The sequence below is a fragment of the Microbacterium hydrocarbonoxydans genome (genome assembly GCF_900105205.1).
In the GTDB taxonomy this organism is placed as follows: Bacteria; Actinomycetota; Actinomycetes; order Actinomycetales; family Microbacteriaceae; genus Microbacterium; species Microbacterium hydrocarbonoxydans.
Genome location: NZ_FNSQ01000005.1, coordinates 2,273,877 through 2,297,562, shown reverse-complemented (window position 1 = coordinate 2,297,562; position 23,686 = coordinate 2,273,877). Strand labels below are relative to the sequence as shown.

26 protein-coding genes, 1 tRNA gene and 1 other RNA gene are annotated in these 23,686 nt (G+C 67.9%); 23 read left to right on the top strand and 5 right to left on the bottom strand.

Features of this window, described 5'->3' with window-relative positions; all coding sequences use genetic code 11:
- Window positions 1–3 precede the first annotated feature (3 nt).
- The 18 genes from BLW44_RS11435 to dapF all read left to right on the top strand — a co-directional run bounded on the left by BLW44_RS11435 (window position 4) and on the right by dapF (window position 16,744).
- Entirely contained in the window at window positions 4–813 is an 810-nt protein-coding gene (locus BLW44_RS11435) for a thymidylate synthase (protein ID WP_060925753.1), read from the top strand.
- Complete coding sequence (locus tag BLW44_RS11430; protein ID WP_060925754.1) at window positions 810–1,286, top strand: dihydrofolate reductase; 477 nt, start codon at window positions 810–812, stop codon at window positions 1,284–1,286. Before BLW44_RS11435 ends, BLW44_RS11430 begins: the two co-directional genes overlap by 4 nt.
- Window positions 1,286–2,047 carry an SDR family NAD(P)-dependent oxidoreductase gene (locus BLW44_RS11425; RefSeq protein WP_060925755.1) on the top strand — a complete coding sequence of 254 codons (762 nt, stop codon included), beginning with the start codon at window positions 1,286–1,288 and terminating at the stop codon, window positions 2,045–2,047. The genes BLW44_RS11430 and BLW44_RS11425 overlap by 1 nt, the downstream gene beginning before the upstream one ends.
- Window positions 2,048–2,114: 67 nt before the next feature.
- Window positions 2,115–2,546 carry an EF-Tu/IF-2/RF-3 family GTPase gene (locus tag BLW44_RS11420; RefSeq protein WP_060925756.1) on the top strand — a complete coding sequence of 144 codons (432 nt, stop codon included), beginning with the start codon at window positions 2,115–2,117 and terminating at the stop codon, window positions 2,544–2,546.
- Between the two features lie 28 nt (window positions 2,547–2,574).
- A complete protein-coding gene (dapA, locus tag BLW44_RS11415; RefSeq protein WP_060925757.1) occupies window positions 2,575–3,552 on the top strand; it encodes a 4-hydroxy-tetrahydrodipicolinate synthase in 978 nt (325 codons plus the stop codon).
- Window positions 3,553–3,620: 68 nt separating this feature from the next.
- Entirely contained in the window at window positions 3,621–5,297 is a 1,677-nt protein-coding gene (locus tag BLW44_RS11410) for a ribonuclease J (RefSeq protein WP_060925758.1), read from the top strand.
- A gap of 73 nt (window positions 5,298–5,370) precedes the next feature.
- Window positions 5,371–5,865 (top strand): GNAT family N-acetyltransferase, encoded by a 495-nt coding sequence (locus tag BLW44_RS11405; RefSeq protein WP_060925759.1) that lies wholly within the window; start codon window positions 5,371–5,373, stop codon window positions 5,863–5,865.
- Between the two features lie 75 nt (window positions 5,866–5,940).
- Window positions 5,941–8,685: an FtsK/SpoIIIE family DNA translocase gene (locus BLW44_RS11400; protein ID WP_060925760.1), complete on the top strand. Its 2,745-nt coding sequence runs from the start codon at window positions 5,941–5,943 to the stop codon at window positions 8,683–8,685.
- Window positions 8,685–9,260 (top strand): CDP-diacylglycerol--glycerol-3-phosphate 3-phosphatidyltransferase, encoded by a 576-nt coding sequence (gene pgsA, locus BLW44_RS11395; RefSeq protein WP_060925761.1) that lies wholly within the window; start codon window positions 8,685–8,687, stop codon window positions 9,258–9,260. The genes BLW44_RS11400 and pgsA overlap by 1 nt, the downstream gene beginning before the upstream one ends.
- Window positions 9,257–9,739 carry a CinA family protein gene (locus BLW44_RS11390; RefSeq protein ID WP_060925762.1) on the top strand — a complete coding sequence of 161 codons (483 nt, stop codon included), beginning with the start codon at window positions 9,257–9,259 and terminating at the stop codon, window positions 9,737–9,739. The genes pgsA and BLW44_RS11390 overlap by 4 nt, the downstream gene beginning before the upstream one ends.
- A gap of 141 nt (window positions 9,740–9,880) precedes the next feature.
- Window positions 9,881–10,189: a helix-turn-helix domain-containing protein gene (locus BLW44_RS11385; protein ID WP_060925763.1), complete on the top strand. Its 309-nt coding sequence runs from the start codon at window positions 9,881–9,883 to the stop codon at window positions 10,187–10,189.
- 23 nt (window positions 10,190–10,212) lie between these two features.
- Window positions 10,213–10,437, top strand: a complete 225-nt coding sequence (locus BLW44_RS11380) for a DUF3046 domain-containing protein (RefSeq protein ID WP_060925764.1) — start codon at window positions 10,213–10,215, stop codon at window positions 10,435–10,437.
- A 265-nt stretch (window positions 10,438–10,702) separates the two neighbouring features.
- Window positions 10,703–11,746, top strand: a complete 1,044-nt coding sequence (gene recA / locus BLW44_RS11375) for a recombinase RecA (RefSeq protein ID WP_060925765.1) — start codon at window positions 10,703–10,705, stop codon at window positions 11,744–11,746.
- A 318-nt stretch (window positions 11,747–12,064) separates the two neighbouring features.
- Window positions 12,065–12,661, top strand: a complete 597-nt coding sequence (locus BLW44_RS11370; protein WP_060925766.1) for a regulatory protein RecX — start codon at window positions 12,065–12,067, stop codon at window positions 12,659–12,661.
- Between the two features lie 83 nt (window positions 12,662–12,744).
- Window positions 12,745–14,292, top strand: coding sequence for a tRNA (N6-isopentenyl adenosine(37)-C2)-methylthiotransferase MiaB (miaB, locus tag BLW44_RS11365; RefSeq protein WP_060925767.1), 1,548 nt, complete (start codon window positions 12,745–12,747; stop codon window positions 14,290–14,292).
- Window positions 14,289–15,224 carry a tRNA (adenosine(37)-N6)-dimethylallyltransferase MiaA gene (miaA, locus tag BLW44_RS11360; protein WP_060925768.1) on the top strand — a complete coding sequence of 312 codons (936 nt, stop codon included), beginning with the start codon at window positions 14,289–14,291 and terminating at the stop codon, window positions 15,222–15,224. Before miaB ends, miaA begins: the two co-directional genes overlap by 4 nt.
- 54 nt (window positions 15,225–15,278) lie before the next feature.
- Window positions 15,279–15,806: a dihydrofolate reductase family protein gene (locus BLW44_RS11355; RefSeq protein ID WP_060925769.1), complete on the top strand. Its 528-nt coding sequence runs from the start codon at window positions 15,279–15,281 to the stop codon at window positions 15,804–15,806.
- Between the two features lie 65 nt (window positions 15,807–15,871).
- Window positions 15,872–16,744, top strand: a complete 873-nt coding sequence (gene dapF, locus BLW44_RS11350; protein WP_060925770.1) for a diaminopimelate epimerase — start codon at window positions 15,872–15,874, stop codon at window positions 16,742–16,744.
- Between the two features lie 29 nt (window positions 16,745–16,773).
- Here the strand turns inward: dapF and BLW44_RS11345 are convergent, their stop codons facing one another.
- Entirely contained in the window at window positions 16,774–17,415 is a 642-nt protein-coding gene (locus BLW44_RS11345) for a class I SAM-dependent methyltransferase (protein WP_060925771.1), read from the bottom strand.
- Window positions 17,416–17,483: 68 nt separating this feature from the next.
- Between BLW44_RS11345 and hflX the strand changes: the two genes are divergently transcribed.
- The gene (hflX, locus tag BLW44_RS11340; RefSeq protein WP_060925772.1) at window positions 17,484–18,995 is read left to right on the top strand and encodes a GTPase HflX; all 1,512 of its coding nucleotides are present in this window, start codon (window positions 17,484–17,486) and stop codon (window positions 18,993–18,995) included.
- A gap of 25 nt (window positions 18,996–19,020) precedes the next feature.
- Here the strand turns inward: hflX and BLW44_RS11335 are convergent, their stop codons facing one another.
- Window positions 19,021–19,689 carry an SIMPL domain-containing protein gene (locus BLW44_RS11335; RefSeq protein WP_060925773.1) on the bottom strand — a complete coding sequence of 223 codons (669 nt, stop codon included), beginning with the start codon at window positions 19,687–19,689 and terminating at the stop codon, window positions 19,021–19,023.
- A gap of 141 nt (window positions 19,690–19,830) precedes the next feature.
- On the opposite strand from BLW44_RS11335, the gene ssrA reads away from it, so the two are divergent.
- Window positions 19,831–20,200: a transfer-messenger RNA gene (gene ssrA, locus BLW44_RS11330) on the top strand.
- Window positions 20,201–20,292: 92 nt separating this feature from the next.
- Here the strand turns inward: ssrA and BLW44_RS11325 are convergent.
- Window positions 20,293–21,147 (bottom strand): hypothetical protein, encoded by an 855-nt coding sequence (locus BLW44_RS11325; RefSeq protein WP_060925774.1) that lies wholly within the window; start codon window positions 21,145–21,147, stop codon window positions 20,293–20,295.
- 73 nt (window positions 21,148–21,220) lie between these two features.
- On the opposite strand from BLW44_RS11325, the gene BLW44_RS11320 reads away from it, so the two are divergent.
- Entirely contained in the window at window positions 21,221–21,535 is a 315-nt protein-coding gene (locus tag BLW44_RS11320; RefSeq protein ID WP_060925775.1) for a DUF7882 family protein, read from the top strand.
- A gap of 18 nt (window positions 21,536–21,553) precedes the next feature.
- On the opposite strand, the gene BLW44_RS11315 is transcribed toward BLW44_RS11320, so the two are convergent.
- Both BLW44_RS11315 and BLW44_RS11310 read right to left on the bottom strand, forming a co-directional pair.
- Entirely contained in the window at window positions 21,554–22,117 is a 564-nt protein-coding gene (locus BLW44_RS11315; protein WP_060925776.1) for a hypothetical protein, read from the bottom strand.
- A gap of 22 nt (window positions 22,118–22,139) precedes the next feature.
- Window positions 22,140–22,937, bottom strand: coding sequence for an inositol monophosphatase family protein (locus BLW44_RS11310; RefSeq protein ID WP_060925777.1), 798 nt, complete (start codon window positions 22,935–22,937; stop codon window positions 22,140–22,142).
- Between the two features lie 148 nt (window positions 22,938–23,085).
- Here BLW44_RS11310 and BLW44_RS11305 point away from each other — a divergent pair.
- A tRNA-Lys gene (locus tag BLW44_RS11305) sits at window positions 23,086–23,158 on the top strand.
- Window positions 23,159–23,272: 114 nt separating this feature from the next.
- Window positions 23,273–23,683 (top strand): protease inhibitor I42 family protein, encoded by a 411-nt coding sequence (locus tag BLW44_RS11300; RefSeq protein ID WP_060925778.1) that lies wholly within the window; start codon window positions 23,273–23,275, stop codon window positions 23,681–23,683.
- Window positions 23,684–23,686 lie beyond the last annotated feature (3 nt).

Genomic DNA, 23,686 nt, shown 5'->3' with positions numbered 1-23,686 from the left:
GACATGAGCGCAGCCGTCCCGACGCCGTATGAAGATCTGCTCCGCGACGTGCTGGAGTCCGGCACGCACAAGTCGGATCGCACCGGAACCGGCACCACGAGCGTGTTCGGTCGACAGATCAGGTTCGATCTCTCCGAGGGCTTCCCGCTGATCACGACCAAGCGCGTGCACTTCAAGTCGATCGCGTACGAGCTGCTCTGGTTCCTCCGCGGCGATTCGAATGTGCGCTGGCTGCAGGAGAACGGCGTCACCATCTGGGACGAGTGGGCCGATGACTCCGGCGATCTCGGTCCGGTGTATGGCGTGCAGTGGCGGTCCTGGCCCGCGCCGGACGGCACGAGCATCGATCAGCTCGCGCAGGTCATCGAGCAGATCCGCGCGACGCCGGACTCCCGCCGCCTGATCGTGTCGGCGTGGAACCCCGCCGACATCCCCGACATGGCACTGGCACCATGCCACGCGCTCTTCCAGTTCTACGTCGCCGACGGCAAGCTGTCCTGCCAGCTGTACCAGCGCAGCGCAGACCTCTTCCTGGGTGTGCCCTTCAACATCGCGTCGTATGCGCTGCTGACGCTGATGGTCGCGCAGCAGGTCGGGCTCGAACCCGGAGACTTCGTCTGGACGGGTGGCGACTGCCATATCTACGACAACCACCTCGAGCAGGTCCGCGAACAGCTGACGCGGGACGCCTTCCCGTACCCGACGCTGCGGCTGGGGCGCACGCCCGAGTCGATCTCGGACTACCGCTACGAGGACTTCATCGTCGAGGACTACCAGCACCACGCGCCGATCAGGGCGGCGGTCGCGGTATGACCTGGGTCGGCCTGATCTGGGCGGAGGCGCACGGCGGAGTCATCGGCGCGGAGGGCGGGATGCCCTGGAACGTTCCGGAGGATCTCGCGCACTTCAAGGAGACGACGCTCGGCGCTCCGGTGATCATGGGGCGCAAGACCTGGGATTCGCTGCCGGAGCGCTTCCGGCCGCTTCCCGGTCGCGACAACATCGTCATCACACGCCAGCAGGATTGGGCGGCCGAGGGAGCTCGTCGTGCCGCGACGATCACCGATGCGGTACGGGGACACGAACGGGTCTGGATCATCGGCGGGGCCGAGATCTTCCGCCTCGTGATCGCCGACGCCGATCGCCTCGAGGTCACGGAACTCGACCTCGAGGTCGCGGGAGACGCCTACGCGCCGTCGAAGAACGGGTGGCGTCTGGTCGATGAGGGGGAGTGGATGACGTCTCGTTCCGGCATCCGATACCGCTTCCTGGGATACGAGCGCTGATGCCCACCGCACTCATCACCGGCGCCAGCGCGGGACTCGGTCTCGAGTTCGCGAGGCAGCTCGCGCGACGCCGGGCGGATCTCGTCCTCGTCGCCCGTTCGACGGATGCACTCGACGAGGCCGCTGCCGCACTCCGCAGCGAATACGGGGTCGCGGTCGAGGTGCTCGCGGCCGATCTGGCGGAGGAGGCCGACGTCGATCGGGTGGCCGCCCGGCTCCGCGATGCGGCCGACCCGGTCGATCTGTTGATCAACAACGCGGGTTTCGGTCTGCCCCTGCAGTTCGCGGACAACGACATCGACGACGAGGTGCGGCATCTGCGCGTGCACGTCGAGGCGTCCATGCGGCTCATGCATGCAGCGCTCGGTTCGATGCGCGGTCGAGGCGGACGGATCATCAACGTCGCCTCGGTCGCGGGGTTCATCTCCAGGTCGACGTATTCGGCGTGCAAGAGCTGGCTGATCGGGTTCAGCCGCTGGGCGAACGCAGAGTACGCGCGCGATCGCGTGACCGTGACGGCTGTGTGCCCTGGATTCACCCACACGTCGTTCCATGAGCGCATGGGTCTCGCCCCCGGACACGAGGGCGTGCCCTCGTTCATGTGGCTCGACGCGCGCGATGTCGTGCGCGAGGGGCTGCGTGACGCGGCCCGTGGCAAGGCGGTGTCGGTCCCGTCGTTGCGCTACAAGACCATCGTCGCCCTCGCGCGGCTGCTGCCGAGTTCCCTCACATCGGGAGTCGCGCGGCGCGGACGCGTCTGATCGCACCCGGAGGCATCCTGGTCCGGGCCACCGAGGTCGACACGTCGTCGCCTCTAGGATCGGACCCATGGGATGGCTGTTCGGCAGGAAGCGCGAGCCCGCGGACGCGAACGAGACGCTGCGGCGGTACAACGAGGCCGAAGCGAGACGACTCGAAGACCTGACGTCCGCGCCCGCTTCGGGCGCTGATCTTCCGGGTGCCGGTGCGCCGATCTCGGTGTCCCTCACCTCGGCACGGTTCCCGGTGGAGGACGTCTTCACGATCACGGGCCGAGGTCAGGTGGTCACGGGTATGGCGGCCTCCGGGGTGTTCCGCGTCGAGGACGACATCGCGATCCTGCGCGAAGGCAGTACCCAGGGCACCACCAGGATCGTCGGGATCGAGGTCTTCCGCGCGCACACGGACGAGACCACTCCGGGGCAGATGTCCGGACTCGTGTTGCGCGACCGGGTGGATGTGGCCAGGGGCGACGTCATCGTGCACGCCTCGTCTGGGTGAGCGGCACCTGACCAGATACGCTGGGGGCATGACGCATTCGGGCAACCCCTTCGGACAGGTTCTCGTCGCGCTCGTCACTCCGATGACGGCCGACGGCGAAGTCGATTGGCCCGCCGTCGAGAAGCACATCGACGACGTCATCACCGCGGGTGCTGACGGCGTCGTCGTGACGGGAACGACCGGCGAGACCTCCACGCTGACGGACCCCGAGAAGCTCAAGCTCGTCGAGATCGGCAAGTCGGTGTCCGCCGGACGCGCGAAGATCATCACCGGTGGCGGGTCGAATGAGACCGCCCACGCGATCGAGCTCTACAAGGCGAGCGAGAAGGCCGGCGCCGACGGCATCATGATCGTCACGCCGTACTACAACAAGCCCACGCAGGCCGGCATCCTCACGCACTTCCGCCTGGTCGCCGACGCCACGGACCTTCCCGTGATCCTGTACGACATCCCCGGCCGCACCGGTGTGCCGATCAAGTACGAGACGATCCTGCGCCTCGCGAAGCACCCGAACATCCTCGCGGTGAAAGACGCCAAGGGCGACTTCTCCGAGGTGAGCCGGGTCCTCAACCAGACCGACCTGATGTACTTCTCCGGCGATGACGCGAACGTGCTCCCGCACCTCGCGATCGGCGCCACCGGGCTCATCGGCGTGACGGCGAACATCACCGCGACGCCCTACCGCACGATCATCGACGCCGTGAACCGCGGCGACCTCGCCACGGCCACGGCCGAGCACAAGCGCCTGGAACCGCTGGTCCGTGCCGTCATGACGCATGTGCCCGGGACCGTCGCCGCGAAGTACATCCTGCACGGACTCGGCCGCATCTCGAGCCCGCGCGTGCGTCTGCCCCTGGTCGGCCCGGAAGAGTGGGAGGCCGCCCTCATCGAGGACGAGCTCGACCTCGTCGCGGACGTCCCCGGTGCCGACTTCTCCAACTTCCGCCCCGACCGCAACGCGGCCGCGGGCGGCGCCCTGCCGAAGGTGCACGGCACGACCCGCTGAGCATCGACGCGCCGAGGCGCGTCACCACGAACGAACGGACGCGCGCAGCGTCCGACTGAGGAGACAGCATGTCCATCCCGCTCGCAGAACCCACATCACTCGACGAGGGGACGCTGCGGGTCACCCCCCTCGGCGGGCTCGGTGAGATCGGTCGCAACATGACGATCTTCGAGTTCGACGGCAAGATCCTCATCGTCGACTGCGGTGTGCTGTTCCCCGAGGAGCACCAGCCGGGTGTCGACCTGATCCTCCCAGACTTCGAGCCGATCAAGAGCCGACTGGATGACATCGTCGGCGTCGTGCTGACCCATGGTCACGAAGACCACATCGGCGCCGTGCCGTACCTGCTCCGCCTGAAGAGCGACATCCCCGTGATCGGCTCCGGCCTCACCCTCGCCCTGGTCGAGGCGAAGCTCAAGGAGCACCGCATCAAGGCCTTCACGCTCACCGTGAAGGAGGGCCAGCGCGAGCAGGTCGGACCGTTCGACCTCGAGTTCGTCGCCGTCAACCACTCGATCCCGGATGCTCTCGCCGTGGCGATCCGCACGCCGGCCGGCCTCGTGCTGGCGACCGGCGATTTCAAGATGGATCAGCTGCCGCTCGACGGACGCATCACCGACCTGCGCGCCTTCGCGCGTCTGGGCGAGGAGGGCGTCGACCTGTTCCTCGTCGACTCCACCAACGCCGACGTGCCCGGTTTCACCCCGACCGAGCGGTCGATCGGCCCCGTGCTCGACCAGGTGATCGGCAAGGCCCCTCGTCGGGTGATCGTCGCGAGCTTCTCCAGCCACGTGCACCGCGTGCAGCAGGTTCTGGATGCCGCGCACGCCCACGGGCGTCGGGTCGCGCTCCTCGGCCGCAGCATGCTGCGCAACATGACCATCGCGGAGGACCTCGGATACCTCAAGGTGCCGAGCGGACTGCTGATCGACTACAAGAAGGCGCGCGACCTTCCCGACGACAAGATCGTCTACATGTCCACCGGGTCCCAGGGCGAGCCGATGGCGGTGCTGAGCCGCATGGCGAACCTCGACCACGCGATCGAGCCCGGCCCCGGTGACACCGTGATCCTCGCGTCGAGCCTCATCCCCGGCAACGAGAACGCGGTCTACCGCGTCATCGACGGTCTGACCAAGCTCGGCGCGAACGTCGTGCACAAGGCGAACGCGAAGGTGCACGTCTCCGGGCACGCCGCCGCGGGCGAGCTGATCTACTGCTACAACATCCTCCGCCCCAAGAATGTGCTGCCGGTGCACGGCGAGTACCGTCACCTGATCGCGAATGCCAAGCTCGCGCAGGACACCGGGATCGCCGCCGAGCGGACGATCATCGCCTCCAACGGCACCGTCATCGACCTGAAGGACGGCGAGGCGCGCGTGGCCGGTCAGCTCGACCTGGGCTTCGTCTACGTCGACGGCTCCACGGTCGGCGCCATCACGGATGCCGACCTCAAGGACCGTCGCATTCTGGCGGAGGAGGGTTTCGTCTCGGTCATCGTCGTCGTGGACGCCGCGACCGGCCGGATCATCTCCGGCCCGGAGATCCACGCCCGAGGGATCGCGGAGGACGACTCGGTGTTCGATGATGTGGCCCCCAAGATCGTCGCCGCGCTGAAGGAGGCGTCCGGAAACGGCGTCCGCGACACGCACTCGCTGTCGCAGGTCGTCCGCCGCACCATCGGGCGCTGGGTGAACCAGAAGCTGCGTCGTCGCCCGATGATCGTGCCGCTCGTCATCGAGGCGTAGTCGCCGCCGGTGGCGGCACGGATTCACAGTCCGCCGTCATCCTGATGTAACCGGCTGGTCGTAGTCTCTGTCCATGCCGGATGCCTTCTCGATCCGACCCGCCGTGCAGGCGGACGGGAGCTTCCTCGCCGACATGGTCGTCGAGGCCGCGAACTGGCGCTCGGGCGCAGCACGGGCGCGCCACGAGATCCTGACCGCGCCCGAGCATCGCAGATACATCAGCGGCTGGATGCGTCCTGCGGACGCGGGCGTGGTGGCCGTCGATCAGGAGGGACAGGCCATCGGCGCCGCGTGGTACCGGATGCTCTCGCAGGACGACCCCGGCTTCGGCTTCGTCGGCACTGCGGTGCCGGAGCTCATCATCGGCGTCCAGCCGATCTGGCGGGCGCACGGCGTCGGGCGAGCCCTGCTGCGCGATCTGGTGGCGCTCGCGCGCGCCCACGGCCACTCGCGACTCAGTCTGAGCGTCGAGAAGGACAATTTCGCCCGCGCGCTGTACCGGTCGGAGGGCTTCGTGGGGTCCGAGCAGGGAGCCGCACGGGAGACCATGGTGCACCGCCTGGCGTGAGCCCGCTTCGTGCGGAAGACGCCGGAAAGCCGCGTCATTACGGGCAATGTCGCCCTCCCGTCGTAACGTGAGAACATGGCCAGGAGTTCCACGAAGTCAGCGCGCGCATCCGAGAGCGCCACGCCTCGCCCCAAGAGGCAGGCAGCTCCGAAGGCTCAGGCTGCGCCGAAGAAGTACATCGACGAGCTCGACAAGCCGCCGGTCGCCGTTCGCGCATGGGGCGGCCTCGCGCACGGGGTCGGTGGGCTCTTCCGCGCGTTCGGTCCCGAGACGCTCGAGAAAGATGACAGGCGTGACGGGTTCCCGTTCCTCCTGGTCCTCCTCGCGGTCGCGGGCGCCGTGAACGAGTGGTTCTTCATCGGCAACGAGGTGGCGACCAACATCAGCGCCTATTCCGTCGGCGCGCTCGTCGGACGCGTCGCCTTCGTGATGCCGGTACTGCTGCTCCTGCTCGCCGGATGGCTGTTCCGCCACCCCTCATCGGTCCATGACAACGGACGCATCGGCATCGGCTTCGGTCTCTTCGTGCTCACCCTCGCCGGGTTCTGCCACATCGCGGCCGGTCACGTCGATTCCGCAGGGGTCCTCGTCCGCGCGCAACCGCGGCAGGGGATGCTCGCGTTGAGCGACGCCGGCGGCCTGTTCGGCTGGATGGTCGGCGAGCCGCTGTCCTATCTGACGCCGGTGGGCGCCTACATCGTGCTGGCACTCCTCGCTGGCCTCAGCATCCTCATCCTCACCAAGACCCCGCCGAACCGCATCGGTCAGCGTCTGGGCGACCTGTACGCGTGGATGTTCGACGCCGAACGCGTCGAGAAGCCGGCGAAGGACGCCGCGGCGATCGACGAGGCGGACAAGTCGGACGACCCCGACGTGCTGCCCTGGTGGCGCCGCAACAAGACCGGACGCGAGGAGGACCCGGACGAGGGGACCCTCGGCTCCGACGACATCACCGCCCTGCTGACGACCTCGGAGCCCACCCCTGCCTACGACCAGGCGGTCGTGGTGGAAGATCCCTACGACGCCGCGACCGAGGTGCTCTCCGACGTGCGCGCCGTGACGGAGTCGCTGGCCGGGCAGCAGTCCACGGCGCTGCTCGACGACGAGTCCGACACGGGAGAGATGCCGGAGCTGCCGGGGCTCGACGGCTTCGGAACCGCCGGCCCGGGGGAGAAGGGCCCGCAGGCCCCTGTCGCTCCGTACGTGCTGCCCTCGCCAGGGCTGCTGGTCGAGGGGCCGCCTCCGGTCGCGAGGTCCGAGGCCACCGACAAGGTGATCGAGCAGATCACCAGCGTCCTGACGCAGTTCAAGGTGGACGCCAAGGTCACCGGCTTCTCGCGGGGTCCGACGGTGACTCAGTACGAGGTCGAGGTCGGGCACGGGGTCAAGGTCGAGAAGATCCTGCAGCTCAGCAACAACTTCGCCTATGCCGTCGCATCCAATGATGTCCGCATCCTCTCGCCGATCCCCGGCAAGAGCGCGATCGGCATCGAGATCCCCAACGCCGACAAGGAGATGGTCGCCCTCGGCGACGTGCTGCGCTCACCCGCGGCGCACAAGAGCACGCACCCCATGACCATCGGTGTCGGCAAGGACGTCGGCGGCAACATCGTCATCGCGAACCTTGCGAAGATGCCTCACCTGCTCGTCGCCGGCTCCACCGGGTCGGGTAAGTCGAGCTTCGTGAACTCGATGATCACGAGCCTGCTGATGCGCGCGCGTCCCTCCGACGTGCGGATGGTGCTGATCGACCCGAAGCGTGTCGAGCTGACGAGCTACGCGGGTGTGCCGCACCTGATCACCCCCATCATCACGAACCCGAAGAAGGCCGCCGAGGCGCTGCAGTGGGTCGTGAAGGAGATGGACATGCGGTACGACGACCTCGCGTCGTTCGGCTTCCGTCACATCGATGACTTCAACAGAGCGGTCAGGGCCAATGAGATCGATCTGCCCGTGGGCAGCGAGCGTGTCCTCAAGCCCTATCCGTACCTTCTCGTGGTGGTCGACGAGCTCGCCGACCTGATGATGGTCGCACCGCGTGACGTCGAGGACTCGATCGTCCGCATCACGCAGCTGGCCCGAGCGTCGGGGATCCACCTCGTGCTCGCCACGCAGCGTCCGAGCGTCGACGTGGTGACGGGTCTGATCAAGGCGAACGTCCCGTCCCGCCTGGCGTTCGCGGTGACCAGCGTCACGGACAGCCGGGTCATCCTCGACAGCCCGGGCGCGGACAAGCTGATCGGTCAGGGTGACGCGCTCTTCTCGCCGATGGGCTCCTCGAAGCCCTTCCGCCTTCAGGGTGCCTGGGTGGACGAGAAGGAGATCGACGCCGTCGTCAAGCACGTCACCCGTCAGGCCCGTCCCGACTACCGTGCCGACGTGCAGGAAGCCCTGGAGCCGACGAAGAAGAAGGAGGTCGACGAGGACATCGGAGACGATCTCGAGCTGCTGCTGGCGGCCGCCGAGCTGATCGTCTCGTCGCAATTCGGCTCGACCTCGATGCTCCAGCGCAAGCTGCGCGTCGGCTTTGCGAAGGCAGGACGCCTGATGGACCTGCTGGAGTCGCGCGAGATCGTCGGTCCCTCCGAGGGATCCAAGGCGAGAGACGTGCTCGCGACGGCCGAGCAGCTCCCGCAGGTCATGGCGAAGCTGCGCGGCGAGGATGTGCCCGCAGCGCCGTCCTCGGCACCCGCCGCGTCCTCGGCGATGGCCTCAGGCGCTCCCCACGACCCGGTCGAGGCCCAGTATCAGGGCCTTCCCGTGGTCGAATCGGAATCGGAGGGCGATGAAGACGCCTGGGGACTGACGGGGCGCGAGTGATGGCTATTCCACGGCAGCTTCCGAACGCGATCACCATCGCCCGCATCCCGCTGGCGGTCGTCTTCTTCGTCCTGCTCCTGCTCGGCGGCACCTTTGGTCTGGCGGACATCGCGGTGCGCTGGATCGCAGCGATCCTCTTCATCGTCGCGATCTCCACGGACTGGGTCGACGGGTACCTCGCCCGGCGCTACGACATCGTCAGCGACTTCGGCAAGCTCTGGGATCCGATCGCCGACAAGCTGCTCACGGGTGCGGGCTTCATCGGTCTCGCGGTGCTCGGCGAGCTGCAGTGGTGGATCGTCGTCGTGATCCTGATCCGGGAGTGGGGCATCACGGTGCACCGCCTGATGGTGGCGAAAGAGCACGTGGTCGCTGCCGCATGGATGGGCAAGATCAAGACTGCGGTCCAGGGCGTCGCCCTGTCGTGGGCGCTGCTTCCGCTGTACGTGCTCATCGGGGTGGAGGCATGGGTCCTCGTGACCGTCGTCCTGATGATCGTGGTGCTCATCCTCACCGTCGCGAGCGGGATCGACTACATCGTCGCCCAGGTCAGAGGCGCAAGGCACGCACGGTGACGACGGCGGCCGACGCGCTGTCCGCGCTCGATGCACGGGGCTGGACCCTGGGCGTGGCGGAGTCGCTCACGGGCGGCGCCGTCGCCGCGGAGCTGGTCTCCGTCCCGGGTGCGTCGTCGGTGCTGCTCGGGGCCGTCGTCGCATACGCGACGCCGGTGAAGCACACTCTGCTCGGAGTCGACGAGCACCTGCTGTCGACGCAGGGCCCTGTCCGAGCCGAGGTGGCACGCCAGATGGCCGTCGGAGTCCGCCGGGCGGTGCGGGTCGACGGACGGGATGCCGACGTCGGCGTCTCGACCACCGGGATCGCGGGGCCGGACTCGCCGGACGGCCAGCCTGTCGGCACGGTGCACATCGCAGTCGTGACGCCGATCGCGTCCCGGACCGAGGCCTTCGTCTTCGCAGGCGATCGAGCCGCCGTCCGCTCGCAGGCGGTGGATGCGGCGCTCGCGCTGCTGAGCAGACTCGCTCGGGAATAGACGACGCGCATGATCCGTTATCTCCGATGTGCTCACACCGATTGCACAGCGTGCGAAGGTAGATTTTGTGAAGGTCGGTAAGACTAGACTGGCGGTCTCATCGAGGGAGACCTCGAGAAGGCGATCTGGGAGGAGGTTCCGATGATTCTTGTACGACAGGAAATCGGCGATGTGCTGAGGGACTTCCGCCTGCAGAAGGGGCGTACGCTCCGGCAGGTTGCAAGCAAGGCGTCTGTCGCTCTCGGCTACCTCAGTGAGGTGGAACGGGGCCAGAAGGAGGCATCGAGCGAGATTCTCGCATCGGTCGCCGACGCACTCGACGTCCCGATCTCGACCATCATGCGCGAGGTCGGAGACCGCATCTCGGTCCTCGAAGGCATCCAGGTGTTCCCTGATGTCGTTCCCGACGATCTCGTCGCCTCGATCGAACCCGAGCTCTCGCTCCACTGAGCGTCTGCTCGGCCTGATCGATCATGCGTCGCAGTGAGTTCCTCCGTGCCGTCGACGATGAGTTCGGCGGACGTGCTTCTTCGCTCGTCAGCGACCTCGTCCTGACGCAGCTCGGGGGGCGCACAGCAGATGAGGCGCTGGATGCCGGCGTGCCTCCTCGTGACATCTGGCTCGCGCTCTGCGTCGAGACCGACGTGCCGATCGAGCGCCGCCATGGTGCAGGTCGTCTGGAGCCGCGCCGCCGCTGACGCGCCTCTGCGTCCATCGTCTTCGGATCCCCGACACGCTGTGGTCGGCGTGTCGTCGAAGATCTGTTCGAAACCGGCGTAGTGTTCTGCACAAGTGGTTCGGAGGGTTCGTTCTCCCCGTTTCGTGGTGCTGGCGACGCAATGTCGGAGGTGCCTCGTACGGTGAAAGCAAGCCAAGAGCCATACGCCTTGTCGGAGAGTTCCGCCCAGCCGGGAGGACCGCGACAGCCTACAGGCGGCACCACGCGAGCATTAGGAGCACGTCATGCCATCACCCGCTGACCGCGAGAAGTCCCTCGAGACCGCCCTCGCCCAGATCGATCGCCAGTTCGGAAAGGGCTCGGTCATGCGACTGGGCAGTGATGAGCGCGCCCCTGTGGCCGTCATCCCGACGGGCTCCATCGCCCTCGACGTCGCGCTCGGCGTCGGAGGCCTCCCGCGTGGAAGAATCGTCGAGATCTACGGACCTGAGTCCTCGGGTAAGACGACGCTGACGCTGCACGCGATCGCGAACGCTCAGCGCGCCGGCGGTATCGCCGCCTTCATCGACGCCGAGCATGCGCTCGATCCCGACTACGCAGCCAAGCTGGGCGTCGACATCGACGCGCTTCTCGTGTCGCAGCCGGACACCGGTGAGCAGGCTCTCGAGATCGCCGACATGCTGGTCCGATCCGGCGCCATCGACCTGATCGTCATCGACTCCGTCGCCGCCCTCGTGCCGCGCGCAGAGATCGAGGGCGAGATGGGAGACTCCCACGTCGGTCTGCAGGCTCGACTGATGTCGCAGGCTCTGCGAAAGCTGACGGGTGGACTCAACCAGACGAACACCACGATGATCTTCATCAACCAGCTGCGCGAGAAGATCGGCGTCTTCTTCGGCTCGCCCGAGACGACCGCAGGTGGAAAGGCGCTGAAGTTCTACGCGTCCGTCCGGATGGACATCCGCCGCATCGAGACTCTCAAGGACGGCACCGACGCCGTCGGTAACCGCACCAGGGTCAAGGTCGTCAAGAACAAGATGGCACCGCCGTTCAAGCAGGCGGAGTTCGACATCCTCTACGGCGTCGGCATCTCCCGTGAGGGCAGCCTGATCGACTTCGGCGTCGAGCACGGCATCGTGAAGAAGTCCGGTTCCTGGTACACCTACGACGGCGACCAGCTCGGGCAGGGTAAGGAGAACGCTCGCACGTTCCTTCTGAAGAACCCTGACATCGCGCTGGCGATCGAGTCGCAGATCAAGCAGAAGCTCGGCATCGGCGGAGCCGTCGACGCACCGGCCGACGAGCTCGCCGAGCGTCGCCCCGCGTGATCATGATCGCTCCGGGATCATTCGTGGCAGGAGCGCACAGTGAGTGACGGCGGGGGCGATTCCGAACAGATCGCCCCCGTCATCCCGCTGTTCGGGCGGAAAACGGCAGGTCCGTCTCCCGTGGAGGGTGAGCTCGACCGAGGGGCTGACGATCCAGCTGCGACTGCCGCCGGTGCTGAGGCGTCCTGGCGTTCGACGTGGACTGACAGCCGTGACGGAACCATCGCACAAGAGAAGGCAGGGCGGTCACGCCCGATCGCCTCTCTGGAGACACAGGGTCCGAGCGATCGTCATCCGGCGCGCGGTGGCGCGCGAACAGTGCCGCGCCTCCGTGCTCTGCAGCCGCAGAGCGCCGGTGGCTCGCCGGCCGGCGACGCATCTCCCATCGATCCGCAGCAGTTGCGTGAAGGGGCGGAGGAGCTCCTCGTTCGCAAGCTGAGGTCGAGGTCGCTGTCTCTCTCCGAGGCGCGTCTGGTGCTCAGGGGGTACGAGCGTGAGTCGAGCAGGCTCGATCCGGCGGTCATCGACGAGGTGATCGACGACTTCTGCCGGCGCGGCTACCTCGACGACGCGATACTGGCCGGGCAGCTGGTGACCTCCGGTGTCGAGCGCAAAGGCCAGGGAAGGGTCGCTCTGTCGAGGGCCCTCGCACAGCGCGGCATTCCCCGCGACGTGATCGATGCCGCTCTCGATGAGCTCCCGGACGACGACGCCGATCGTGCGCTGGAGTACGCACGGACAAAGGCACGCAGCATGGCGCGACTCGACGGTGACACCGCGTTGCGTCGCCTGATGGGACAGCTGGCCAGGCGGGGATACAACGGCTCCGTCGCGATGACGGCAGCGAAGGCGGCTCTGTCCGAGGTGACGTCCGGCCGTCCGACGTCGGGCGTCCGTTTCGTCGAGTCCGACTGACTGTTCCCCCGGGCGTCCAGAGCGTCGGCACTCGGTCGTTCCTCGCTCACGGTGCATCGAAGCGCTCGTAGAATAGGGAGATCATGACTATCCCTCGCAGTGAGCCGACGATCATCAGCTCGTCGTCGGCAGCATTCGACCTCGACGGACGGCAGCGTTCGTACGAGGTGCGCACCTTCGGGTGCCAGATGAACGTCCACGATTCGGAGCGCCTGTCGGGGTCGCTCGAGAGCGCCGGGTATGTGCGCGCCGCCGTCGGCGACGAGCCCGATGTCGTGATCATCAACACCTGCGCCGTGCGCGACAACGCGGCGGGGAAGCTTTACGGAACCCTGGGCCAGCTCGCTGCGGTGAAGCGGCGAAAGGACGGCATGCAGATCGCCGTCGGCGGCTGTCTGGCGCAGATGGACAAGCAGGCCGTTCTCGACAAGGCACCGTGGGTCGACGTCGTCTTCGGGACTCACAACATGGGCTCGCTCCCGGGGCTTCTCGAGCGGGCACGTCACAACGGTGACGCGGAGTTGGAGATCCTCGAGTCGCTCGAGGTCTTCCCGTCCACGCTCCCGACCAAGCGGGATTCCGCGCACAGCGGCTGGGTGTCGATCTCGGTCGGCTGCAACAACACCTGCACCTTCTGCATCGTCCCGAGCCTGCGAGGCAAGGAGAAGGACCGTCGTCCTGGCGACATCCTGAACGAGATCCGGCTGCTCGTCGATGACGGGGCGATCGAGGTCACGCTCCTCGGGCAGAACGTGAACTCGTACGGCGTCGAGTTCGGCGACCGGCAGGCGTTCGGCAAGCTGCTCCGTGCCGCGGGCGAGATCGACGGACTCGAGCGCATCCGCTTCACGAGCCCGCACCCTGCCGCCTTCACCGACGACGTCATCGATGCGATGGCCGAGACGCCGGCCGTCATGCCGCAGCTCCACATGCCTCTGCAGTCGGGGAGCGACCGGATCCTCAAGGCGATGCGCCGCTCGTACCGCAGCGAACGCTTCCTCGGGATCCTCGATCGGGTTCGCGAGCGGATCCCGCACGCGGCGATCACCACGGACATCATCGTCGGCTTCCCCGGTGAGACCGACGAGGACTTCGAAGACACGATGAGAGTCGTCGAGCAGGCGCGCTTCTCGAGCGCGTTCACCTTCCAGTACTCGATCCGCGAGGGCACGCCGGCGGCGACGATGGAAGACCAGGTGCCCAAGGCGGTCGTGCAGGAACGCTACAACCGCCTTCTCGCCCTGCAGGAGCGGATCTCGCTCGAAGAGAACCAGAAGCAGGTCGGCCGCGAAGTCGAGGTGCTCGTATCGACGGGTGAGGGCAAGAAGGATGCGGAGACGCACCGCCTCACCGGCCGCGGCGAGGACAACCGCCTCGTGCACTTCGAGGTCACCCCCGGTTCGGCGGTGCCGCGCCCTGGAGACGTCGTCACGGTGACCGTCACCCACGCGGCTCCCTTCCACCTGCTCGCCGACGACCCCTCAGGGGCTCCGTTGCGAATCCGACGCACTCGTGGCGGAGACGCCTGGGATCGTGCGCAGGCGGACTCGTGCGCTGTGCCAGCCCCGGCTGCCGACGGCGCGCCCCGCGCCGTCTCCCTCGGGCTTCCGACGCTGCGCATCGGCGTGTGACCACCCCGAGCGCGAGTACGTCCGAGGGGCAGCGCCTCTGGGCGATCGTCGGCGCGACGGGAACCGGCAAGAGCGACCTCGCGCTCGATCTCGCCGATGCTCTCCGACGGGAGGGCAACGCCGCGGAGATCGTCAACGCGGATGCGATGCAGCTCTACCGCGGGATGGACATCGGCACGGCCAAGCTGCCGGTCGACGAGCGCCGTAGCATCCCACACCACCTGTTCGACGTGAGGGAGGTTCGGGACGACGCCGCCGTGGCCTGGTATCAGCCGCGAGCGCGTCAGGCCGTCTTCGACATCTGGAGCCGTGGAGGCGACGCGATCCTGGTCGGCGGCTCCGGTCTATACGTGTCCAGCGTGATCTACGACTTCCGGTTCCCGCCGCGTGATCCGACGGTCCGCAGGCGACTCGAGAGCGAACTCGAGGCCCACGGAGCGGCCGCGCTGCTCGAGCGTCTGCGCGCGCTCGACCCCGAGACGGCGCGCCGCGTCGACCCCCGCAACGACAGGCGCATCGTCCGCGCGCTGGAGGTCATCGAACAGGGCGGCACGACCCACGGCGCGGCGCTCCCGGAGAAGCCGACGCTGTGGCACGCCGACACCAGGGTGATCGGCCTGCACGTGGACCGCTCCGCCCTCGTCGAACGGCTCGACGCGCGCGTCGACCGGATGTGGGAGTCCGGCCTGGTGGATGAGGTGCGGATGCTGCGCGAGCAGGGACTCGAAGCCGGCACGACTGCTCCGCGCGCCATCGGGTACGCACAGGCACTCGGTCAGCTGGACGGTCGTCTGAGCGAGTCGGAGGCGATCGCGGAGACTCAGGCGCTCACCCGTCGCTATGCGCGTCGTCAGGCCTCCTGGTTCAAGCGCTACCCCGAGATCAGGTGGCTCGAACCGCCCGTGGACGCCGAAGCGCTCCTGCGGGGCTGACCGTCTCACTGCGGCTGCCTCGCAGATGTCGGTGGTCGGTGTCACCATGAACCCATGGCGACGCACTTCTACACCGCAAGCAGTCTCGACGGTTTCATCGCGACCGAGGAGCATTCGCTGGACTGGCTCCTGAAGCAGGACATCGACCAGGACGGCCCGATGGCCTATCCGGCGTTCGAGCAGACGATCGGCGCCCTCGCGATGGGCGCGTCCACGTTCGAATGGGTCATGCGTCACGAAGACGGACGCTGGGGCTACACGCAGCCGACGTGGGTGTTCACCCATCGATCTCTGGCGGTGCCGGAGGGAGCAGATGTTCGCCTGACGAGCGGTGACGTCGCAGACGTGCACGCCGAGATGGTCACTGCCGCAGGGGGCAAGGATCTGTGGGTCGTCGGCGGAGGAGGCCTCGCGGGGCAGTTCGCGGATGCGGGACTCCTCGACGAGGTGTGGGTGCAGTATGCGCCGGTGACGCTGGGGTCGGGAGCTCCGCTGCTGCCGAGACAGCTCGACCTCGAGCTTCTCGACGTCGCGCGCAACCGCAACTTCCTCTGCGGGCGCTATCGCGTGCTGCGGGGCTGAGCGCTCGACGCGTCGAGGGTGGCCACTCGACACGTCGAGTGGTGCCGGGCTCCTAGACTGGACGAATGGTCGCATTCACCAAAGGGCACGGCACCGGCAACGACTTCGTCATCATCGCCGATCCGGACGGCGCTCTCGAATTGACCTCGGAGCAGGTCGCCGTGTTGTGCGATCGGCACTTCGGCATCGGCGCAGACGGCATTCTGAGGGTCGTCCGCTCGGTGGCCATTCCCGATGGCGCCGCAGCGCTGGCCGAGGAGCCCGCAGCGGAATGGTTCATGGACTATCGCAACGCCGACGGCTCGATCGCCGAGATGTGCGGCAACGGCATCCGTGTCTTCGCGCACTTTCTGGTGCGCTCGGGACTCGCGACGATCGAGCCCGGCTCCACGCTCCCGATCGGAACGCGAGCGGGCGTGCGCGACGTGACCCGCAGTGAGACCGGGTATCAGGTCGACCTGGGCCTCTGGAAGCTGTCCGGCGACGATCCGCTCGTCACGGCCGACGGACTGCCGGTCGCTCGGCCGGGTCTCGGCATCGACGTCGGGAATCCGCATGTCGTGGTCGCTCTCGCGTCCGACGCAGAACTCTCCTCGCTCGAGCTGCACCGGTCGCCGCTGCTCGATCCCGAGCTGCCGGCGGGGGCGAACGTCGAGTTCGTCGTCCCCGGTGAGCCGCTCGTGCGTGATGGCATCGGCCACGTCACCATGCGCGTGTCGGAGCGCGGTGTGGGCGAGACCCTGAGCTGCGGCACCGGGGTCGCAGCAACGGCCCTGGCTGTGCGGTACTGGGCCGGCGACAAAGCGCCGAACCACTGGCGCGTGGAGGTTCCCGGCGGCACGCTGGGGGTCCGGATGTTCCCGGCGGAGGACGGTGAGCACGTCGCGCTGTCCGGCCCGGCGCAGCTCGTCTTCAGCGGCGAGATCGACCTGATCTGATCCTCGGAAGGACGGCGCGACGGGCCGAGTCAGACGACGGAGATCGGCTCGGTCGGGGGAGTGCCGTGCTTGCGCACCTTCAGCACGCGGTAGCCCTTGGCCGTCGCTGTGCGGTACACGCTGAATCCCGGCTGGAACGTCGCCCCGATCCAGCGCTGCAGCGAGTCGGCACCGAGATTGCGCTGCACGACCAGCCAGGCATCGCTGCGCTCGTCGAGGCGCGGGATCCACTTCTCCAGCAGTCCGTGCAGTTCGTTCTTGCCGACCCGGATCGGCGGGTTCGACCGTATCGAGCGGAACGTGACGTCGGCGGGAACATCCTGCGGCAATGACGCGTTGACATTGGTGAGACCATGAGCCGCTGCGTTCCGACGCACGAGATCCAGGGCTCGCTCGTTCACATCGACCGCCCACACGGTGGCGTGCGGAGCGGCGAGTGCCATCGAGAGCGTGATCGGTCCCCACCCGCTTCCGAGGTCGAGAAGGTGACCTCCCGGCGGGACGGGAGGCATGTTTGCGAGAAGGACGGCAGTACCGGCATCCAGCCGATCCGGGCTGAAGACGCCACCAGCGGTTGTGACGTCCAGCTCACGGCCTGCGAGCGTCACACGGATCGTACGCAGGTTCTCGGGGCTTGCCGGGGCCGCGGTGAAGTAATGGTCGGACCCCATACCGTGAGCGTAGCGGACAGCGCGGGCTAAGGTTAAGGCTCGCAACAAAACCCAGAGATAAGGGACGGATGACGGAGACCAGCACACCCTCCACCGGTGACGAAGCAGTCGATCGCGTGCTCGCGAATGCCGAGAAGCGGACGGAGGCTCGTGTCTTCGGCGCCGCACAGGCGCTGCAGGACGACGCGACCGCGTCCCACGCGTCCTCGGACGGCGACCAGTGGGACCTCGAGGACCGCCACGCGCTGCGGCGAGTCGGTGGCCTCTCCACGGAGCTCGAAGACGTCACCGAGGTCGAGTACCGCCAACTGCGCCTCGAGAACGTGGTGCTCGTCGGCGTGTATCCGCAGGGCGCTCAGGAGGATGCCGAGAACTCCCTCCGTGAGCTGGCGGCCCTGGCGGAGACGGCCGGAGCAGTGGTGCTCGACGGCGTGCTCCAGCGACGGCCGCATCCCGACGCCGCGACCTACATCGGACGCGGCAAGGCTCAGGAGCTCAAGGACATCGTCGCCGCGACCGGTGCTGACACCGTCATCGCCGACACTGAGCTGGCCCCCAGCCAGCGACGCGCCCTCGAAGACGTGGTCAAGGTCAAGGTGATCGACCGCACCACCGTGATCCTCGACATCTTCAGCCAGCACGCGAAGAGCCGCGAGGGCAAGGCGCAGGTCGAGCTCGCGCAGCTCGAGTACCTGCTGCCGCGTCTGCGCGGGTGGGGTGACTCGATGAGCCGCCAGGCGGGTGGCCAGGTCGGCGCGGGCGGTGCCGGTATGGGGTCGCGTGGTCCGGGTGAGACGAAGATCGAGCTCGACAGGCGCCGCATCCGCACCAAGATGGCGCTGCTGCGTCGGCAGATCCGGGACTTCGGCCCTGCTCGCGAAGCGAAGCGGGCTGAGCGCAAGCGCAACACGATCCCGTCCGTGGCCATCGCCGGCTACACGAACGCGGGAAAGTCGAGCCTCCTGAATGCGCTCACGAGCGCCGGGGTCCTCGTCGAGAACGCCCTGTTCGCGACCCTGGACGCGACGGTGCGCCGCTCGGAGACCTCGGACGGCCGCGTGTACACACTGACCGACACCGTCGGCTTCGTCCGCAACCTGCCTCATCAGCTGGTGGAGGCGTTCCGTTCGACGCTCGAAGAGGTCGGCGATGCCGACGTCGTGCTGCACGTCGTGGACGGGTCGCACCCGGATCCGGCCGGTCAGCTCCAGACGGTCCGCGATGTGATGGGCGATGTCGGCGTGCGTGACATGCCCGAGCTCGTGGTCTTCAACAAGGCCGACCTCATCGACGACGGCGAGCGTCTCGTGCTGCAGGGCCTCGAGCCCAAGGCGCATTTCGTGTCGTCACGATCGGGGGAGGGCATCGAGGAGCTGCGTGCGGCGATCGAAGAGGCTCTCCCGAAGCCGGCGATCGAAGTGCACGCGGTGGTGCCGTACGACCGTGGAGACCTGGTAGCGGCGATCCATGAGACCGGGATGCTGTTGTCGGTGGATCACAGCGAGGAGGGCACCGTCGTGCATGCGAGAGTGTCCGAGCGTCTCGCTGCCGACCTCGCCCCGTTCGCCGCGGGAGTCTGAGCGAGAGCCCGAGCCCGAGCGATGGTCAGCGTGCGAGGAATCGCGCCTCGACCGTCGCGGAGATCACGATCTCGTCGGGTTCGTACTCCATCGAGCCGCCGCCGGCGTCGGCCGACATGAGTGCGGCGCCTCGTGCCTTCGCCATACCGGCCATGGGCTGCGTGGGCGTGGGCGCGATGAGCCCGACATCGGCGATCTCGAGGGGGACGACATCGCCGAGTCCCAGTGCCGTCGCGTATGCCTGGGCTCGTGCGACGGCGACCCTGACCGCCTCGGCTGCCACCTCGCGCTCCACGCGCGCCGTGGTCTCCGGCGTCAGGTGCCAGTCGACCCAGCCGAGCTCGACGCCGTCCCAGGGGGAGACATCGGACACCCAGATCGAGAGCTCGGATGCCTCGGCGAAAGTCGCGGTCAGATCGATGCTCGCGTAGTACACGGGCGCCAGCCGCTTTCCCTCGTTGTTCCAGGGGCGGTCGGCGCGCACCGACAGTCGCTTGCTGCTCCAGTCCACGACCGAGCCGCCCTCCTGGCGCGCGGTGATGCTCTCGCGCACGGGCTCGGCGAGTCGCATGACGCGATCGACGACGGCCGCACGCTCGGGGCCCTCGGCTCGCACGCTGACGCGGATGGTGGCGCGTTCGGGGGCTAGACGCGCTTCGTGCTCGCCGCGGACGGTGACGGTGACATCGCTCATGGGGCGACTCTACGCGAGCACCGGGGGAGTCGGGGAATGGCATCCGAGCCCGGGACGTTGTAGTCTATGAGGCTCGGGGACTCCGGTTCCCGGGTTGAAAACTCCACAGTGTGACAGCGGCTCCTTCGAGAGAAGGACCACGGGGCTGATCGGTTTCGACAGCGCCTGTGAATCCACGAGAAGCGGGCCGAGGATGCAGAGTTATCTCGTAAACGCTCTCTGCAAAAAAATAGTTGCCGAAACCAAGCGCAACGACTTCGCCCTCGCTGCATAAGCGAGCCCGATAGTCCGTCAGGCCGTATGTGATTCCGATACGGATCCTGGCGTCATCTAGGAATCTTGCTGCGTGACGGCGTCTGGACGTCACGTGGGACTCTTCCCAGGCTGGGCTCGTCGACTTAGGTGTCTGTGACAAAGGTCGGAGCCGAGCAGAACGTCTTCACAGACTGCGCCCGGAGAAGGCGTGGAGACTCAGCGTTGGACGGGGGTTCGATTCCCCCCAGCTCCACCAGGTCGCTGTCACAGGAGTGAGAACCCCGAGGTCGTGCGCATGCACCGGCCCCGGGGTTCTTCCGTGTCCGGGCACCTCGAGATTCGGGCGGGTCAGCTGCGCTGATCGCCTTCGAGCGCGCGCTGTGCCTCCTGCACAGCGTCCTCGGCGTCCGCCACGCGCTGGGCGAGCTCCGCCTGCCGTCCGCCTGCCTCCGCGGCGTCGGCCCGTGCGCGGTCGGCGTCCCGACGGACGGACTCCAGCTCCTTCTCGAGTTCGCGCTCTCGCCGGGCGAGCTCGTCGACCTTCAGCGAGGCATCCCGGAGAGCGCGGTCCGTGGCGGCGGCCTCGCGCTCGGCACGGTGCAGGACCTGTTCGGCATCCCTCAGCGCGCGCTCCCGCTGCCGGCGCTCCCGGCGAGCCGTCACCTCGTCGACGGGCGCGTCGGGAAGGTCGGGCGGAGCGGGGGCGCCACCGCCCACCAGGGTGTCGACGATGTCGGCGAAGGTGCCGGACGGCTCGAGCTCGCGGATGAGCCGCCCCGAGGCGACGGCCGCCGCGGCATCCGGGTCGAAGAATGCGGCGGTGATCGTCTGCTGCACGGCGTCCTGGGTCGAGGCCGTGACGCGCTCGCCCCGCGCCTCGGCCAGCTCCACGGCGGTCGCTGCGAGCCGTCGGGTGAGGGCTCGTCGGTCACGGCCCAACTGCGACAGAGCCCGGGCGTCCAGATCGTCCTGCGCCTCGCGCAGCTCCTGCGCCAGCTGCAGCGCCTCGCCCAGTTGAGCGGCTCGTTCCCGGGCGAAGACGTTGACGACCCAGGCCGCGACCGAGGGCTTGCGCAGCGCCCGGATCCGGGTGGCGAGTTCGCGGTCGTCCGCCGCTGCGGCGCGCTCGTTCCGGGCGCTCACGAAGTCGTCCAGCGAGCCGGTGTAGAGATCAGCCGCGATGTCCGTGAGGGGATCGCTCATGCGAGCGACGATACACCGCGACACGAGGCGTCGCCGTTCTGGACGCCCGACCGCAGACCAGTATTCTGGGCGCATGGCAACGCTGTTCTATGGCGCGTCTGATGTGCCGATCCACATCGAGGATCGCGCCCTCGCGCACCTGAAGATCGTCATCGCGACCAAACTCCGTCGGCAGGAGAGCTTCACCCTGTCGTGGCAGCACACCGAGGGAGAACCCGGCGGTCGGTCGACGATCTGGATCCACCCGTCCATCCCGCTGCGCTTCAGCTTCGACGAGCCCGAGCAGCCTCAGCTCAACTCGCGGTGGATCGAAGACCTCATGCAGTCGGTGAACTCCACCGGCGGGATCATGCTCGTCGACGAGGTCATCGACGCGCCGGTCGAGTGACGCCGGCGGAGGGGGCGATCAGCCGGCCCACTCGATGAGGATCAGGCCCTGCCTGGTGTCGGCGAACTTCACCCAGCCGTCGCCGAACAAATACGTCATGCCGTAGCCGTCCTCATCGACGCCCATCGCGAACTGCGGGTTCTCGGTGATGTACACGCCGTCCGCGCCGTCCTCGCGCGTCCAGCCCTCCTTCAGCAGGGCAGCCTGCGCGGTCGCCGCATCCTCGGCACTGATCTCGGACCAGCCGTACAGCTGGCCGTGGTCGGAGGCGACGGTGTAGTCGGCCCAGAAGCACAGCAGGCCCTGATCGAGGGTCACGCCGCCGACCACGAACTCCTTCTCCTCGAAGGTCCATCCCTGGTCCGTGAGGACCTGGACCGTGCCGGCCGACACGATCGTGTCGCAGGCGGGCTCAGCAGCGGCGGTCGGCGTGGGCGTAGACGCCGGCTCCGCCGAGGCGGTCGGCGAGGGCTTCGGAGCCTGAGGCGTGGGGGACGCGGCAGTCTCCGGCGCGCCGGAGCACGACGTGAGGGCGACGGCGAGCAGCAGAGCGCCGAGAGCGGCAGAGGTGAAGCGGTTCATCGTCGCGGGCCTTCGTCGGGGATCAGTCGTGCAGCAGTTCGAGGAAGGCGTCGTGGAGCACACCGTTGCTGGCCAGTGTCGAGAGGTCGGAGATCGTCTCCGCTCCGTCGAAACCGGTCATGCGCCCACCCGCCTCGCGGACGATCGGCACGGCTGCGGCGACGTCGTACTCCTTGACGCCGAACTCCGCCACCATCTCCAGGCGCCCCTCGGCGAGGAGCATGTAGGCGTAGATGTCGCCGTACGCGCGGTCGCGCCAGACCCGATCCGCGAGGGTCAGGAGCTGCTCGAGGTGGCCCGACTCCGCCCACTGGGTGATGCTCTGGAAGCTCACGCTCGCCTCATCGAGAGTCGCGACGGAGGATGCGCGGATGCGGCGGGGCTCGGCATCCGTCGCCGTCCACGCGCCGGCCCCCGCAGACGCCCACCACCGGCGTCCGAGCGCCGGCATGCTGACCACGCCCACCTGGGGGACGCCGTCGACGGCGAGCGCGATCATGGTGCCCCAGAGCGGCACTCCGCGCAGGAAGTTCGCTGTCCCGTCGATCGGGTCGATGATCCACTGCCGATGCGTGCTGCCCTCGGCGCCGAACTCCTCGCCGAAGATGCCGTCGTCGGGACGCTCGGCGGTCAGGATCTCGCGGATCGCACGTTCCGTCGCGAGGTCCGCGTCAGTGACGTGCGAACTGTCCGCCTTGGTCGAGACCTCGAGGTCGGGACTGTCGAAGCGGGGGAGGGACTGCGCGTCAGCCGCGTCCGCGAGTCGCAGGGCGAGTTCGAGGTCGAGCGAGAACTGATCGGCGCGGGGGGAGGCGGTCACCCCCTCAGGATAACCGCCCCCGCGTCGGACCCTGCGAGGGCTTGACATGGGGCGACACGCGCGGCGGTCGCCTCCAGCCCGGCTCGATTTCGCACCGCGGCCATCGGCTGGTAATGTAATTCCTCGGCCGGGGGATTCCCCGGGCCACGCACCTCTAGCTCAATCGGCAGAGCAACTGACTCTTAATCAGTGGGTTCTCGGTTCAAGTCCGAGGGGGTGCACGGATCAGCCTCGATGACTCTCGCCAGTCATCGGGGCTTTTTCATGTCCGCGGCGTTGCCGCGCATGCAGCCCGCGGTGCGCTAGTTTGATGCAAACGCTTGGGGGATGTGGTGATGCGAGTACTGCAGAGAGCGTGCGCAGCGGGGGCGATCGCCGCGCTGTTCGCACTGGGACTGACCGGCTGCTCCGGGGCGAGCGAGAAGGTCGTCGAGCACACGACCTCGTCCGTGACGCTCGCGCCCGGCGAGAGCCTCGTCGTCGACTTCGGCGAGGTCAACGCGACGGTCGGCGAGGAGTGGGTGATCACGAACGAGCCGGACCCGTCGGTCCTCGAGCCGGGCGAGCAGCGCTCGCGCTACCTCGGCGACGACGGCGAGACCGGAGCCCCGAGTGAGGTCTCCTACCGATTCGCGCCGGAGGGCGACGGCACGACGGTCATCCGCTTCGAGTACCGCTTCCGTGGGGCTGTACCCGAAGACGCGGCCGACCAGGAGAGCGCCGAGATCACGGTGACCGTGAAGTAGAGT

Excerpts from the sequence above, each read along its gene's own strand:
- BLW44_RS11400 (WP_060925760.1), top strand. The coding sequence starts at position 5,941 with ATGGCCAGGAGTTCCACGAAGTCAGCGCGCGCATCCGAGAGCGCCACG.
- BLW44_RS11355 (WP_060925769.1), top strand. The coding sequence starts at position 15,279 with ATGGCGACGCACTTCTACACCGCAAGCAGTCTCGACGGTTTCATCGCG.
- BLW44_RS11430 (WP_060925754.1), top strand. The coding sequence starts at position 810 with ATGACCTGGGTCGGCCTGATCTGGGCGGAGGCGCACGGCGGAGTCATC.
- BLW44_RS11380 (WP_060925764.1), top strand. The coding sequence starts at position 10,213 with ATGCGTCGCAGTGAGTTCCTCCGTGCCGTCGACGATGAGTTCGGCGGA.
- dapA (WP_060925757.1), top strand. The coding sequence starts at position 2,575 with ATGACGCATTCGGGCAACCCCTTCGGACAGGTTCTCGTCGCGCTCGTC.
- BLW44_RS11425 (WP_060925755.1), top strand. The coding sequence starts at position 1,286 with ATGCCCACCGCACTCATCACCGGCGCCAGCGCGGGACTCGGTCTCGAG.
- BLW44_RS11345 (WP_060925771.1), bottom strand. The coding sequence starts at position 17,415 with ATGGGGTCCGACCATTACTTCACCGCGGCCCCGGCAAGCCCCGAGAAC.
- BLW44_RS11385 (WP_060925763.1), top strand. The coding sequence starts at position 9,881 with ATGATTCTTGTACGACAGGAAATCGGCGATGTGCTGAGGGACTTCCGC.
- BLW44_RS11320 (WP_060925775.1), top strand. The coding sequence starts at position 21,221 with ATGGCAACGCTGTTCTATGGCGCGTCTGATGTGCCGATCCACATCGAG.
- BLW44_RS11315 (WP_060925776.1), bottom strand. The coding sequence starts at position 22,117 with ATGAACCGCTTCACCTCTGCCGCTCTCGGCGCTCTGCTGCTCGCCGTC.
- BLW44_RS11410 (WP_060925758.1), top strand. The coding sequence starts at position 3,621 with ATGTCCATCCCGCTCGCAGAACCCACATCACTCGACGAGGGGACGCTG.
- BLW44_RS11405 (WP_060925759.1), top strand. The coding sequence starts at position 5,371 with ATGCCGGATGCCTTCTCGATCCGACCCGCCGTGCAGGCGGACGGGAGC.
- pgsA (WP_060925761.1), top strand. The coding sequence starts at position 8,685 with ATGGCTATTCCACGGCAGCTTCCGAACGCGATCACCATCGCCCGCATC.
- BLW44_RS11325 (WP_060925774.1), bottom strand. The coding sequence starts at position 21,147 with ATGAGCGATCCCCTCACGGACATCGCGGCTGATCTCTACACCGGCTCG.
- BLW44_RS11300 (WP_060925778.1), top strand. The coding sequence starts at position 23,273 with ATGCGAGTACTGCAGAGAGCGTGCGCAGCGGGGGCGATCGCCGCGCTG.
- miaB (WP_060925767.1), top strand. The coding sequence starts at position 12,745 with ATGACTATCCCTCGCAGTGAGCCGACGATCATCAGCTCGTCGTCGGCA.
- BLW44_RS11435 (WP_060925753.1), top strand. The coding sequence starts at position 4 with ATGAGCGCAGCCGTCCCGACGCCGTATGAAGATCTGCTCCGCGACGTG.
- BLW44_RS11335 (WP_060925773.1), bottom strand. The coding sequence starts at position 19,689 with ATGAGCGATGTCACCGTCACCGTCCGCGGCGAGCACGAAGCGCGTCTA.
- dapF (WP_060925770.1), top strand. The coding sequence starts at position 15,872 with ATGGTCGCATTCACCAAAGGGCACGGCACCGGCAACGACTTCGTCATC.
- recA (WP_060925765.1), top strand. The coding sequence starts at position 10,703 with ATGCCATCACCCGCTGACCGCGAGAAGTCCCTCGAGACCGCCCTCGCC.
- hflX (WP_060925772.1), top strand. The coding sequence starts at position 17,484 with ATGACGGAGACCAGCACACCCTCCACCGGTGACGAAGCAGTCGATCGC.
- BLW44_RS11420 (WP_060925756.1), top strand. The coding sequence starts at position 2,115 with ATGGGATGGCTGTTCGGCAGGAAGCGCGAGCCCGCGGACGCGAACGAG.